The 13,495-nt window shown below is 70.3% G+C and carries 11 protein-coding genes and 1 pseudogene; 7 read left to right on the top strand and 5 right to left on the bottom strand.

The annotated features are described in order from the left end of the window. Positions 1-308 precede the first annotated feature (308 nt). Both pheA and serC read right to left on the bottom strand, forming a co-directional pair. Positions 309-1,517, bottom strand: a complete 1,209-nt coding sequence (gene pheA / locus QE438_RS04255; RefSeq protein ID WP_306992325.1) for a prephenate dehydratase — start codon at positions 1,515-1,517, stop codon at positions 309-311. Positions 1,518-1,657: 140 nt separating this feature from the next. Beyond that, positions 1,658-2,743, bottom strand: coding sequence for a phosphoserine transaminase (gene serC / locus QE438_RS04250; protein ID WP_306992327.1), 1,086 nt, complete (start codon positions 2,741-2,743; stop codon positions 1,658-1,660). Positions 2,744-2,943: 200 nt separating this feature from the next. Here serC and msrP point away from each other — a divergent pair, with 200 nt between their 5' ends. Together msrP and msrQ are read left to right on the top strand one after the other, a co-directional pair. Continuing rightward, complete coding sequence (gene msrP / locus QE438_RS04245) at positions 2,944-3,912, top strand: protein-methionine-sulfoxide reductase catalytic subunit MsrP (RefSeq protein WP_130519647.1); 969 nt, start codon at positions 2,944-2,946, stop codon at positions 3,910-3,912. A gap of 530 nt (positions 3,913-4,442) precedes the next feature. Next, positions 4,443-5,150 (top strand): protein-methionine-sulfoxide reductase heme-binding subunit MsrQ, encoded by a 708-nt coding sequence (gene msrQ / locus QE438_RS04240; protein ID WP_306992330.1) that lies wholly within the window; start codon positions 4,443-4,445, stop codon positions 5,148-5,150. On the opposite strand, the pseudogene QE438_RS04235 reads toward msrQ, so the two are convergent. Continuing rightward, positions 5,041-5,820, bottom strand: a pseudogene (locus QE438_RS04235) (FHA domain-containing protein); the annotation flags it as partial. The gene msrQ and the pseudogene QE438_RS04235 sit on opposite strands and share 110 nt — an antisense overlap. 126 nt (positions 5,821-5,946) lie before the next feature. Here QE438_RS04235 and QE438_RS04230 point away from each other — a divergent pair. The 3 genes from QE438_RS04230 to QE438_RS04220 all read left to right on the top strand — a co-directional run bounded on the left by QE438_RS04230 (position 5,947) and on the right by QE438_RS04220 (position 8,008). Next, on the top strand, positions 5,947-6,222 hold the full coding sequence (locus QE438_RS04230; RefSeq protein ID WP_130519643.1) for a polyhydroxyalkanoic acid system family protein: 276 nt from the start codon (positions 5,947-5,949) through the stop codon (positions 6,220-6,222). Positions 6,223-6,309: 87 nt separating this feature from the next. After that, positions 6,310-6,885: a phasin family protein gene (locus tag QE438_RS04225; protein ID WP_306992333.1), complete on the top strand. Its 576-nt coding sequence runs from the start codon at positions 6,310-6,312 to the stop codon at positions 6,883-6,885. A 133-nt stretch (positions 6,886-7,018) separates the two neighbouring features. Beyond that, positions 7,019-8,008 (top strand): restriction endonuclease, encoded by a 990-nt coding sequence (locus tag QE438_RS04220; protein ID WP_306992335.1) that lies wholly within the window; start codon positions 7,019-7,021, stop codon positions 8,006-8,008. Positions 8,009-8,458: 450 nt separating this feature from the next. On the opposite strand, the gene hutC is transcribed toward QE438_RS04220, so the two are convergent. Continuing rightward, positions 8,459-9,202, bottom strand: coding sequence for a histidine utilization repressor (gene hutC / locus QE438_RS04215; RefSeq protein ID WP_306992337.1), 744 nt, complete (start codon positions 9,200-9,202; stop codon positions 8,459-8,461). Next, positions 9,199-10,563, bottom strand: a complete 1,365-nt coding sequence (locus QE438_RS04210) for a formimidoylglutamate deiminase (protein ID WP_306992339.1) — start codon at positions 10,561-10,563, stop codon at positions 9,199-9,201. Before QE438_RS04210 ends, hutC begins: the two co-directional genes overlap by 4 nt. Before the next feature lie 79 nt (positions 10,564-10,642). Between QE438_RS04210 and hutI the strand changes: the two genes are divergently transcribed. Together hutI and hutH are read left to right on the top strand one after the other, a co-directional pair. Continuing rightward, on the top strand, positions 10,643-11,848 hold the full coding sequence (gene hutI / locus QE438_RS04205) for an imidazolonepropionase (protein ID WP_306996140.1): 1,206 nt from the start codon (positions 10,643-10,645) through the stop codon (positions 11,846-11,848). Positions 11,849-11,888: 40 nt separating this feature from the next. Beyond that, positions 11,889-13,439 (top strand): histidine ammonia-lyase, encoded by a 1,551-nt coding sequence (gene hutH / locus QE438_RS04200; RefSeq protein ID WP_306992341.1) that lies wholly within the window; start codon positions 11,889-11,891, stop codon positions 13,437-13,439. The last annotated feature ends 56 nt before the right edge of the window (positions 13,440-13,495 follow it).

Genomic DNA, 13,495 nt, shown 5'->3' with positions numbered 1-13,495 from the left:
TGCTGTTGCTGTTGCTGTTGCTGTTGTTGCTGTTGCTGTTGCTGTTGCTGCTCCCGCTTTGCCCCCTCATCCGCAGCGGCGCCACCAGCGGGCAAACCCCGCAGGGGCGACGCACATGGATGTGCGTCGTTCCCGGTCGCGGCAGGATGCCGCGTCCGGGAATTCCGCTGGTGGCGCGGACCCTGCGCGCAGCGCAGGGCGCGAGGACGAGCGTGTTTTCTTTTGGTTACTTTTCTTTGCACGAGCAAAGAAAAGTAACTCGTGCCTCGAAGAGGTACGAAAGCTTTTGCCTCAAGCCGCAACCGGCATCACGGCACCGCCACCGGATACGAACCCAGCACCTTGATCTGCGCCGAATGCGCCTCCAGCTCGGCCAGCGCCTGCTTCATCGCCTCGTCCTCCACGTGCCCGGCCAGGTCGATGAAGAAGCCGTATTCCCACTTGGCGTGGTGGCTGGGCCGCGACTCGATGCGGTTCATGCTGATGCCATGACGCGCGAACGGGCTGAGCACGTCGAACAGCGCACCCGGCTTGTCGTGGATGAACACCAGCACCGAGGTGCGGTCGTGACCGGACGGCGGGAAGATCCTGCGGCCCACCACCAGGAAGCGCGTGGTGTTGTCCTTGTCGTCCTGGATCGGGCTCATCACGACCTTCTTCAGGCCATAGGCGTGCACCGCGCTCTCGCCGCCGATCGCCGCCGCATCGTCCGCGTTGCGCGCGCGCCGCGCGCCCTCGGCATTGCTCGACACCGGCACCTTCTCGGCCTTGGGCAGGTTGGAGCGCAGCCAGCCGGCGGTCTGCATGAACGACTGCGGATGCGCGTAGATGCGCTCGATGTCGGCGATGCGCCCGCTGCGCGACATCAGGAACTGCTGTACGCGCAGCTCGACCTCGCCGCAGATCTTCAGGTCGGAGGTCAGGAACATGTCCAGCGTGATCTGGATCGTGCCCTGCCCGGAGTTCTCCACCGGCACCACGCCGAAGTCGGCGCTGCCGCTTTCCACTTCCTGGAAGACTTCCTCGATGCTGGCCATGGGCAGCCCCAGGGCCGAGCGGCCGAAGTGCTTGAGCACGGCCTGCTGGCTGAAGGTGCCTTCCGGGCCCAGGTAGCCGATCTTCAGCGGCTCCTGCAGCGCCAGGCTGGAGGACATGATCTCGCGGAACACGTGCACCAACACTTCGTCGGACAGCGGTCCCTGGTTGCGGTCCACCACCATGCGCAGCACCTGCGCCTCGCGCTCGGGTCGGTAATAGTCCACCGCGGCGGCGAGCTTGCCCTTGGCCTTGCCGACCTGCAGCGAATAGCCGGCGCGCTCGGCGATCAGCGCCTGGATCTCGCGGTCGATATGGTCGATGCGCGCCCGCACCTGCGCCAGGTCGAACTCGGGCTCGGCCGGCGAGGCGCTGGCGTCCTTGGCGGATGCCTTGGCCACCTTGGCCGGCTTGCCGGGCTTGGCCGCCTTGGCCGGCGACTTGCTCGGCGCGCTTGCGGGTTTGGGGGTTTTCTTGGTCATTCGAGGTCATCCGTAAAGCGGAATTTGGCGGCTTCTCTGTGGGAGCCGCCACGGCGGCGATGGGGCTTCACCGGTAAAGCTCCATCGCCGCCATGATGGCTCCCACCAGGCCGGCGCCCACAACAGCCAAGCGCGGTGGCTCAGCCATTGCGCCGCTGGAAGTCGTGCATGAAGTCCACCAGCACCTGGGCGCTGGCCACCGGCAAGGCGTTGTACAGCGAAGCGCGCAGGCCGCCGACCGCCTTGTGTCCCTTCAGGCCGATCAGCCCGGCGGCCTTGGATTCGGCCACGAAGCGCGCGGTCAGCGCCTCGTCGGCCAGGAAGAAGGGGATGTTCATGCGCGAGCGCGCCGCCGGATGCACGGTGTTGCGGTAGAAGCCGCCGGAGGCATCGATGGCGCCATACACCAGCTGCGACTTGGCCGCGCTGCGCCGCGCGAACTCTTCCACGCCGCCCTGGTCCAGCATCCAGCGGAACATCAGCCCGGCCAGGTACCAGTTCCAGGTCGGCGGCGTGTTGAGCATCGAGTCGCGCGCCAGATGCGAGGCGTAGTTGAAGATGTCCGCGCGCGGCTGTCCGGCGCGCTCGAACAGGTCGCGGCGCACGATCACCACCGCCACGCCCACCGGCCCGAGGTTCTTCTGCGCGCCGGCATAGATCACGCCATAGCGCGAGACATCGATCGGCTCGGAGGCGATCGAGGAGGAGAAGTCGGCGAACAACGGCACCTGCCCCACCTCGGGCGTGTGCCGGAACTCCACGCCATGGATGGTCTCGTTGGCGGTGATGTGCACATAGGCCGCATCGGGCGAGAGCCGCCAGTCCGCGCGCGGCGGGATATCGGTGAAGCCCTCGGCCTCGCTGCTGGCGGCCACGTGCACGCCGACGTAGTCCTTGACCTGCTTGATCGCGGTCTTGCTCCAGTGCCCGGTGACCACGTAGTCCACCGTCTGGCCGGGGCTGGCGAAGTTCAGCGCCAGCAGCGCCTGCTGGGTGGTGGCGCCGCCGGGCAGGAACAGCACGCCGTAGTCGTCGGGAATGGTCAGCAGCGTGCGCAGATCGGCCTCGGCGCGTGCGGCGACCTCCATGAATTCGGCGCTGCGGTGGCTGATCTCCACGATCGAGGCGCCCACGCCGTTCCATTCCAGCATTTCGGACTGCGCGTGGCGCAGGACGGCTTCGGGCAGCGCCGCGGGGCCGGCGCTGAAGTTGTGGACGCGGGACATGGCGGCCTCGATCAGGGGGCACATAGTATGCCGCAGGCTGAATCGACCCACGGCCGCCTTTGCATCCGTCCTGCCGCGATCCGCGTAAGGTGGTTGCAGGCGAATCCATCGCCCGGCGCAAACGCGTGCAACGGCAGGAATTTTTCGCCTGCTGGCGCGTCCCATTGGTTGCCCATGTGACTTTTCGCAGGAGATGCACCGTGTCCCTACGCGACGCCCTCACCCTCAAGGATCACCAGGTCACCGACGAGGCCGTCTACCGCGGCCGTCGCGACCTGTTCAAGCTGGCCGCCGCGCTGCCGGCGCTGGCCCTGGCCGGCTGCGCCGACGCCGATCCGCCCGATGCGCCCAAGACCGTCGTCACGCCCGAGCAGGCCAAGGCCGGCTTCCGCACCAGCGAGACGCTGACCCGCTACGAGGACGTGACCAGCTACAACAACTTCTACGAGTTCGGCACCGGCAAGACCGACCCGTCGAGCGCGCCCAAGACGCTGCGCACTTCGCCGTGGTCGGTCAAGGTCTCCGGCGAGTGCGAGAAGCCCGGCACGCTGGCGCTGGAGGACCTGCTCAAGTCCGCGCCGAGCGAGGAGCGCATCTACCGCCTGCGCTGCGTGGAGGGCTGGTCGATGGTGATCCCGTGGGACGGCATCCCGCTGGCCGCGGTGCTCAAGCGCTTCGCGCCCACGGCCAAGGCCAAGTACGTGGCCTTCACCACCCTGGCTGACCCGCGCCAGATGCCGGGCATCGCCTACCGCTCGATCGACTGGCCCTACCGCGAGGGCCTGCGCATGGACGAGGCGATGCATCCGCTGACCTTCCTGGCCACCGGCGTCTACGGCAAGCCGCTGCCGCAGCAGAACGGCGCGCCGCTGCGGCTGGTGGTGCCGTGGAAGTACGGCTTCAAGAGCATCAAGTCGATCGTGGAGATCCGCTTCGTCGAGAAGATGCCACCGACCGCCTGGAACGACCTGCAGCCCAACGAGTACGGCTTCTTCTCCAACGTCAATCCGGACGTGGACCACCCGCGCTGGAGCCAGAAGACCGAACGCCGCATCGCCGGCAACGCCAGCAAGCTGTTCGCCGAGCGCATCCCTACCCGCCCCTTCAATGGCTATGCCGATCAGGTCGCTTCGATGTATGCGGGGATGGATTTGCGGAAGTGGTTTTGAGCGGGATTCGGGATTCGGGATTCGGGATTCGGGATTCGGGATTCGGGATTCGGGAATCGGGAATCGGGAATCGGGAATCGGGAATCGGGAATCGGGAATCGGGAATCGGGAGAAGCTAGGGGCATGAGCAGAAGTTGCAAGAAAAACCAGTGATCACGGCAGAGAACCACGTACCAAGCGACGCCAGTGCGAGCCGCATGACCCGCCCCCTCCCTTGCGCGCAGCGCAGGGGAGCTCGAAGTCGCGTTAGCGACTGAGGGGGAGGGGTGCTTTTCGCGATTAGCCCGAGAGGGAAGCAACAACAGCAACAGCAACAGCCAACCCCTCCCCAGCCCTCCCCTGCGCTACGCGCAAGGGAGGGGGCAGAAGCAGAGCACTGACGCAGACGCTTTCATCCCGAATCCCGAATCCCGAATCCCGAATCCCGAATCCCCAATCCCGAATCCCGAATCCCGAATCCCGAATCCCGAATCCCGAATCCCCAATCCCCAATCCCCAATCCCCAATCCCCAATCCCCAATCCCCAAAAAATGAAGCCCCTCACCCTCGCCAAGCTCGTCGTCCACCTGCTCTGCCTGGCGCCGCTGGCGCTGCTGGGCTGGCGCTTCTGGGACGTGTGGCGCAACGGCAGCGATGCGCTGGGCGCCGATCCGATCGCGCAGATCGAGCACTTCACCGGGCTGTGGGCGCTACGCTTTCTGATCTTCACCCTGGCCATCACCCCGCTGCGCCAGCTCACCGGCCAGGCGGTGCTGCTGCGCTTCCGCCGCATGCTGGGGCTGTACGCCTTCGCCTATGCCACGGTGCACCTGGCCGCCTATCTGGGCCTGGACCTGGGCGGCTACTGGACCCAGATCTTCGCCGAGATCGTTAAGCGGCCCTACATCACCGTGGGCTTCGCCGCGTGGCTGCTGCTGGTGCCGCTGGCGATCACCTCCACCCAGGGCTGGATGCGCCGGCTCAAGCGGCGCTGGGGCCAGTTGCACAAGGCCATCTACGCCATCGGCGTGCTGGCGGTGCTGCACTTCTGGTGGCTGGTGAAGTCCGACATCCGCGAGCCGGCGCTCTACGCCGGTCTGCTGGCCCTGCTGCTGGGCTGGCGCGCCTGGAAGGCGATCAGGCGGGCGCGAACAGCAACAGCAGCGCCAGCACGCCGGCCAGCACCGCCGCGGCCAGCAGCAGCCACGGCCAGCGCTTCAGCGAAGCCCGTGGCGCCACCGCCGGCGTCGGAGCGCTGACGGTCGTCTCGGAGGCCGCCGGGTCGGACGGATCGGGCTGGCTCCAGGGGATCTCCACCACGAAACGCGACTGCGGGTCGAAGGCAACCTGGTCGCCGGCGTTCAGCACGGCCTCGTGCACGGGCACGCCGTTGACCACGCTGGTCACCCCGCCCTGCAGATGACGCAGCAGCACGCCGCCGGAGACGCGGCCCAGCACGGCGTGCAGGCCGGACAGGTGCGGCGCATCCAGCACGATATCGGCCTCGCGGCCGGCGCCGACGCTGCAGCCGCTGCCGATGGTGAAGGCGCGGCCGTGGTGACGCCCGCCGATACCGCGCAGGACCACGCGCGGATCCGGCTCGGCCTGGGCCATCGGCGCCGAGGAGGCCGGACGCGGCGCCTGGCCGCGTACCAGCACTTCCACGCCGTCGGCGTACACCGCATCGCCCGGACGCAGCATGGCCATGCGCCGCACCGGGCGGCCGTTGACATGGATGCCGCGCATGCCCGGCGGCACCTGCAGCCACAGGCCGCGCCTGTCCAGGCTGAACTGCACCAGCAGCGCGCCGGGCACCGCATCGCCCACGCCGATGGTGCCGCTGGCTTCGCGCACGATGCGGTGGATACCGGTGCCCAGGGCACGGTCGGCCGTCCGGCCTTGGGGAAAATGGAGACTGAGGTTCTGCACGCGGCCGGGAGACTAGCACGCAGGCCCGCGGGTTCGGGCTTCGCAAGGTCGGAGGCGGCACGCGCCTTCCACAGGCGATGCGCGGTTGGGCGACAATGCGCGCTTGTCCTTCGCCAGCCCAGCGCCATGTCCCGCATCGAACTGCAGCATCCCCACCACAAGTCGCCCGAGCAGACCCGCCAGGCCCTGGAAGAGGTGGCCGGCAAGCTGCACGCGCGCTTCGGGGTGAGCCATCACTGGGACGGCGACACGCTGGCGTTCAATGGATCCGGAGTGGACGGGCGCATTGCCATGCAGCCCGGCGCGCTGCACGTCACCGCCGAGCTGGGCTTCCTGCTGTCGGCGATGAAGGGGCCGATCGAGTCGGAGATCCGCCGGGTGCTGGGCGAGCGCTTCGCCTAAACGCCCTGGCCGGCCCATCTTCGACACGGCGCTCACCGGCCGCTGCGGACACTGCCAGGCATCGTCCCGACCGCATCGGAGTGATCCATGGCCACCAGGAAAACCGAGCGCCAGCGCCCGTCCGACTTCGAACCCTCGCTGCATGAGCAGGCCGAGCGCCTGCAGGCGTCGCTGGGCGAATCGGCCCAGCAGATCTGGCTGGCCGGGCTGGGCGCCTTCAGCCGCGCCCAGGCCGAGGGCAGCAAGCTGTTCGACACGCTGGTGCGCGAAGGCAGCAAGGTCGAGGCCCGCACCCGCGACGCGCGCGCCGGCCTGGCCGACGGCGTGGAGGAAGTGCGCAGCCGGGCCGGCGAGACGTTGGGACGCGTGGACCAGGTCTTCCGTGCCCGCGTCGGCGAGGCGCTGAAGGCGCTCGAGGTGCCGACCCGGCGCGAGCTGGGCGCGCTGGCCGACCGCATCGACGCGCTCAACCAGAAGCTGCGCGCGCACAACGAGCGGCCCACCGCCGGTGCGCGGGCGCGCAGGGCGGCGGCCCGTTCCACCCCGCCCGGCCCCGCGCCGGTCACGCCCCAGGCCACCGAGGATCGGCCGGTGCGCAAGCCGCGCGCCGCGCCTCGACCGGCGCCCGCGGACCCTGCCGCTCCTGGCGACGTGACCGACTAAATCGCCCGTACCCTCCGATGTGCTGCTTGCCCGCAAGCCCGTCATCCTCTTGGCCGACGTGTGCCAAGCACGGACTGGTCGCCAGCACGGTTGCCCGTAGAATGCCCCACCTGTTTCAGCGGATGTACGCCTCATGCCGTTCTGGTTGATCGGGACCCTCGTGGCCCTGCTGGTGGGCGTGGTCGCCACCGCCTACCTGTGGCTGGTCCGCCGCCGCCTCGACGAAACCCAGGCCGGCCTGCAGGCGCTGGCGGCGATGCGCTGGCGCGACTTCTCGCGCCTGGTGCTCTCGGCGCTGCAGCTGCGCGGCCTGGAGCGTCTGTCCTTCGAGCCCGAGGATGTGCGCAACCAGCACCCGAGCCTGCTGCTGGGCGATGCCGAGGGCAAGCACTGGCTGCTGAGCTGCAAGCACGGCACCGCCTATCGCATCGGCTCGGTGGCGATCGACGAACTGGCCTCCGAGGCGCGCCTGCGCGGCGCCCAGCACAGCATCCTGGCCACCCAGGGCCTGGTCGACGCCGGCGGTCATGAGAAGGCGCAGCGCTCCAATGTCGAGATCCTGGACGGCGCCAGGCTGTGGGCCGAGGTCAAGCCGATGGTGGACAGCGCGACCGTCCAGGGCATCAGCGGCCAGGCCAACCTGCGCGCGCGCCGCCGCATCGGGCTGAGCTGGATTGCCGCGCTGCTGCTCGGCGTGCTGGTCAGCGGGCTGCCTGCCCTGCTCGATTCCGACTCGACGCCCGAGACTCTCGCACCTGCGCCCGTTCCCGCTCCGGCGCATTCGCCAGCCCCGGCGCCTGCTGTCAGCACCCCGAGCCAGACACCGGAACCGCCGACCGACGCCGAGCTGGCCCGCCAGCGCGGCGAGGTCGCCAAGGCCCTGGCCAAGGCCGGTGGCCTGCGACAGCCGGCCTGGATCTCCGGCTCGACGCTGTCGGTGGACATGCTGGCCGACGAGGCCATGGTGATGCCGACGGTCTGCGCCGAACTGGCCAAGTACCCGGACCTGGCGCTCTCGCGCATCCAGCTCAACCCGCGCCCCGACAGCGACGAACGCGTGCGCTGGCGGCAGTGCGAAGCCACGATGAGCGCGCCTACTCCGGCACCGGCACCGGCACGTTAAGCGGCGCCCGCGCCGCGCTCCTGGACAACAGCACCGGTCGTCATTCCGAACGATCGTCATTCCCGCGCAGGCGGGAATCCAGTGGCTTTCCCAGGGAACGTCGAAGACCCTCTGTTCCCGCCTAAGTAGGACCTTTGTGGTCCTTCGACCTGTTTGAAGCGCGAAGGGGCATTTCCGTTGCTTTGGCGCGGTGCATGAGCAACAGCAGCAGCAACGGCAAAAGCTCACCCCTCCCCAACCCTCCCCTTCGCCTTCGGCGAAAGGGAGGGGGCTGGATTGCGTCTTAGGATCGCCTGAGCTGCAGTCTGATCCTCCGCCGCGCCCCCACGCTCGTCATTCCCGCATACGCGGGGAGTGCTTTTCGGCAGACGCATGTCTGACTATCCAAGGACTTGCACACCTGGCGTCCCAGATGCAGGACGCCTGCCTTCGCTCGCCATGCACGCCCGCTCAGCGCCCGCCAGGCGAGAACCGCGCCACCAGGTCGTAGGAGTCGCCCAGGAAGACCTGGGTCACGCAGGTCACCGGCTGCTCGCCGCGCCAGGTGCGGCGCTCGATCACCAGGCAGGCGGTGCCGGTGGGCACCTGCAGCAGGCGCGCGCGGGCGGCATCCACGCCGATGGCGCTGATGCGGTGCTCGGCGCGGGTCCAGCTGACGTGCTGCAGCAGCCAGCTGCCCGGGGCGGTCTGCGAGAAGTCCACGTCCACCGCCTGCGGCGCGGCGGCCGGGTTGATCAGGCGGTCCTCCAGCGCCAGCGGTCGGTCGTCGGCCAGGTGCAGGCACTGCAGCGCGAGCACGCGTGCCTCGCCGGCCAGCTCGGCCTCGCGCGCGTCGCCGCGGCGCGGCCTGCGCAGCTGCCGGGCCAGCAGCTGGAACTGGTAGCGGTGGCCGCGTGCGGCGATCTCGAACGGGATGTCCGGGATGTCCAGCGCCACCTGTTCGATATGCGGATGCGGGCGCGCGACGAACGAGCCGGCGCGGCGGCGGCGCTCGATCATGCCGGCGTCGGCCAGCAGGCTCAGCACCTTGCTCACGGTCATGCGCGCGCAGCCGTACTGCGCCATCAGCGCGTGCTCGGAGGGGATGCGGTGGCCCGGAGGCCATTGCCCGCTGTGGATGCGGCCCTCGATGTCGTCGCGGATGCGCTGGTGCAGCGAACGCGCCGGCGCGGGCGAGGCCTGCGGATCGCTCATGCGCGCAGGATCCGGTACAGCGCCGCGGCGTAGCGATCGGCCACCGCCGCGGCGTCGACGTGGCGGCCGTCGCGCACGACCAGCCGGCCCTGACGCCAGACCTGGCGCACCGCGCCGCGGCGGGCGGCGAACAGCCAGCTGTCCAGCCAGGCATCGCCCTGGCGCGCGCGCAGCGCCGGATGGTCGGAATCCAGCTCCACCAGGTCCGCGGTGGCGCCGACCCGCAGGCCGGCCTCCACGCCCAGCGCCTGCGCGGCGCCGTGCAGGGCCTGCTCGAACAGCCAGCGCCCGCTGGACACGCCCTGCCCCTGCGCCAGCACGTTGCGCCCGCGCGCGACCAGGCGCTGGCCGTATTCGAGCAGGCGCAGCTCCTCGGCCGCATCGATCAGCACATTGGAATCCGAGCCCACGCCGAAGCGGCCGCCGGCGCGGGCGAAGTCGCGCATCGGGAACAGGCCGTCGCCCAGGTTGGCCTCGGTGATCGGGCACAGGCCGACCACGGCGCCGGCCTTGACCATGCCCTGCACTTCGTCCGCTTCGACGTGGGTGGCGTGCACCAGACACCAGCGCGCGTCCACCGGCGCGTGATCCAGCAGCCACCGCACCGGGCGCTGGCCCGACCAGGCCAGGCAGGCCTCCACCTCGCGCGTCTGTTCGGCGATATGCAGATGCACCGGGCCGCGGGTCAGCGGCAGCAGCGCGGTCAGCTCCTCGGGCGTGACCGCGCGCAGGCTGTGCGGGGCCAGGCCGAGCACGGCATCGCCCAGCGGCGCGATCGCCGTGGCGCTGGCCTCCAGCAGGCGGGCGAACCCGTCCACGTCATGGATCAGCCGCGCCTGCGCGGGACTGGGCGGCGCGCCGCCGAAGTCGGCATGGGCATAGAACACCGGCAGCAGGGTCAGGCCGATGCCGCTGGCGTGCGCGGCCGCGGCGATGCGCGTGGCCATCTCGCCGGGATCGGCATAGGGCCGCCCCTCGGGGCCGTGGTGCAGGTAGTGGAATTCGCCCACGCGGGTGAAGCCGGCCTCCAGCATCTCCACATAGGCCTGCTCGGCGATGGCCTGCAGGCTGTCCGGGTCCAGCCGCTGCACGAAGCGGTACATCAGTTCGCGCCAGCTCCAGAAGCTGTCGCCGGCCGCGCCACCGACTTCCGTCAGGCCCGCCATGCCGCGCTGGAAGGCGTGGCTGTGCAGGTTGCCCAGGCCAGGCACGGCCACGCCCAGGCGCACATCGCCGGGCTGCGCGGCGCTGCCCGCCTGCACCGAGGCGATGCGCCCGTCCTGCGTGCACACGCGCACCGCACGCGCCCAGCCCTCGTCCAGCAGGGCGTGATCGATCCAGAAGCAAGCGGCTGGCGCCATCGGGGTTCCTCGACTGGACAGGCTGCAAAGGCCGGTCTTATTGTATAGACAAATGCGCTCCTGACGAGATGCCATGCCCCTGCGCTGCGACACGCTCTGGCACCACGCCCACCTGGCCACGCTCGATGCCGACGACGGCACCCTGGGCGTGTTGCGGGACGGCTTGATCGCCGCACGCGAGGGCCGCATCGTGCATGTCGGCCCGGCCGATCAGGCGCCAGACTTCGACGCGGCCACGCGCATCGACTGCCAGGGCCGCTGGATCACGCCGGGCCTGATCGACTGCCACACCCATCTGGTCTATGCCGGCAACCGCGCCGGCGAGTTCGAGCAGCGCCTGGCCGGCGCCAGCTATGCCGACATCGCCCGCGCCGGCGGCGGCATCGTCTCCACCGTGCGCGCCACGCGCGCGGCCGATGACGACGCGCTGATCGCCGCCAGCCTGCCGCGCCTGGACGCGATGCTGGGCGAAGGGGTGACCACGCTGGAGATCAAGTCCGGCTACGGCCTGGACCTGGAGCATGAACGCAAGCAGCTGCGCGTGGCCCGGCGCCTGGGCGAACTGCGCCGGGTGGAGATCGTGCCGACCTTCCTGGGCGCGCACGCGGTGCCGCCCGGCGTCGAGGCGCAGGCCTATATCGATGAGGTCTGCGGGACGATGATCCCGGCGGTCGCGGCGCAGGACCTGGCCGAGGCGGTGGACGTGTTCTGCGAGGACATCGCCTTCTCGCCGGCGCAGGCGCGGCAGGTGTTCGAGGCCGCGCGCGCGCATGGCCTGAAGCTTAAGATCCACGCCGAGCAGCTCAGCAACCAGCACGGCGCCGCGCTGGCCGCGCAGTACGGCGCGCTCTCGGCCGACCATATCGAGCATCTGGACGCCGACGGCGTCGCCGCGATGGCCGCAGCCGGCACCGTGGCCGTGCTGCTGCCGGGCGCGTTCTATTTCACCCGCGACACGCTGGTGCCGCCGATCGAGGCGCTGCGCGCGGCCGGCGTGCCGCTGGCGCTGGCCACCGACTGCAATCCCGGTACCAGTCCGCTGACCAGCCCGCTGCTGGCGATGAACCTGGCCGCCACGCTGTTCCGCATGACCGTGGACGAATGCATCGCCGGCTTCACCCGGCACGCCGCGCGGGCGCTGGGGCGACAGGACCGGCTGGGCCGGCTGCGCGCGGGCTTGGACTGCGACCTGGCGATCTGGGACATCGACGCGCCGGCCGACCTGGTCTACCGCATGGGCTTCAACCCGCTGCATGCGCGCGTGTGGCGCGGGCAGCCGGCATGAGGCCGTTTTTCGTACAACCCGAACGACCGGAGTATTCCGCGTGACCGACTCTCTTGTGCTGCGCCCCGGCGCGGTCAGCCTGGCGCAATGGCGCGCCGTCTATCGCGGCGCGGCCGTGCGGCTCGATCCCGCCTGCCACGACGCGGTCGCGCGCAGCGCGCAGACCGTGCAGGCCATCGTCGACACCGGCGCGCCGGTGTACGGCATCAACACCGGCTTCGGCAAGCTGGCCACGGTGCGCATCGCCGATGCGGACCTGGCCACGCTCCAGCGCAACATCGTGCTCTCGCACGCCGCCGGCGTCGGCGAGCCCATGCCCGCGCCGGTGGTGCGGCTGATGCTGGCGCTGAAGCTGGCGAGCCTGGCGCAGGGCGCCTCCGGCGTGCAGCCGGCCACGCTGGCGCTGCTGGAAGCCATGCTCCAGCGCGACGTGCTGCCGCTGGTGCCCTGCCAGGGCTCGGTCGGCGCCTCGGGCGACCTGGCGCCGCTGTCGCACATGGCCGCGGTGATGATCGGCACGGGCGAGGCGTTCTTCGAAGGCCAGCGCCTGCCGGCGAGCGATGCGCTGGCGCGGGCCGGCCTGGCGCCGTGCGTGCTGGGCGCCAAGGAGGGCCTGGCCCTGCTCAACGGCACCCAGTATTCGACCGCTTACGCGCTGGCGGGGCTGTTCGAGATCCAGACCGTGTTCCAGGCGGCGCTGGTCACAGGCGCCTTGTCCACCGAGGCGGCCAAGGGCTCGGACACGCCGTTCGACCCGCGCATCCACGCCCTGCGCGGCCAGCCCGGGCAGATCGCCGTGTCCGACGCGCTGCGCGTACTGATGGACGGCAGCGCCATCCGCGAATCGCACCGCGAGAACGACGTGCGCGTGCAGGACCCCTACTGCCTGCGCTGCCAGCCGCAGGTGATGGGCGCGGCGCTGGACGTGATGGGCGCGGCGGCGCGCACGCTGGAGATCGAGGCCAACGGTGTGTCCGACAACCCGCTGGTGTTCACCGACACCGGCGAGGCGCTCAGCGGCGGCAACTTCCACGCCGAGCCGGTGGCCTTCGCCGCCGACATGCTGGCCATGGCCGTGTGCGAGATCGGCTCGATCAGCGAGCGCCGCATCGCCATGCTGGTCGACCCGGCGCTGTCGGGGCTGCCGGCGTTCCTGACGCCGCGGCCGGGCCTCAACTCCGGCTTCATGATCCCGCAGGTCACCGCCGCGGCGCTGGTGTCGGAGAACAAGCAGCGCGCGATGCCGGCCAGCGTGGATTCCATCCCGACCTCGGCCAACCAGGAAGACCACGTCTCGATGGCCGCGCACGGCGCGCGCCGGCTGCTGGACATGGCGCGCAACGCCGCCAACGTGGTCGGCATCGAACTGCTCGCCGCCGCGCAGGGCTGCGATTTCCATGCGCCGCTGGCGTCCAGCGCCGCGCTGGAGTCGGTGCGGGCGCTGCTGCGGGCGCAGGTGCCGACGCTGCAGGAAGACCGCTATTTCCATCCGGACATGGTGGCCGCGACGGAGCTGGTGCGCGGTGGCGCGCTGGTCGAGGCCGTCGGGATGGAGGTATCCGGGCTGCCGGGCGTGGATGGGGCGGCGTGAGCGCGCTGCAGCGAGGTTTCGGCATGGCGCGCAAGTCGCTGGATCCCCGCGTTCGC

The sequence above is a fragment of the Pseudoxanthomonas sp. SORGH_AS_0997 genome, from assembly GCF_031453535.1.
GTDB classification, from domain to species: Bacteria; Pseudomonadota; Gammaproteobacteria; order Xanthomonadales; family Xanthomonadaceae; genus Pseudoxanthomonas_A; species Pseudoxanthomonas_A winnipegensis.
This window is presented reverse-complemented; position numbering and strand designations above follow the sequence as displayed.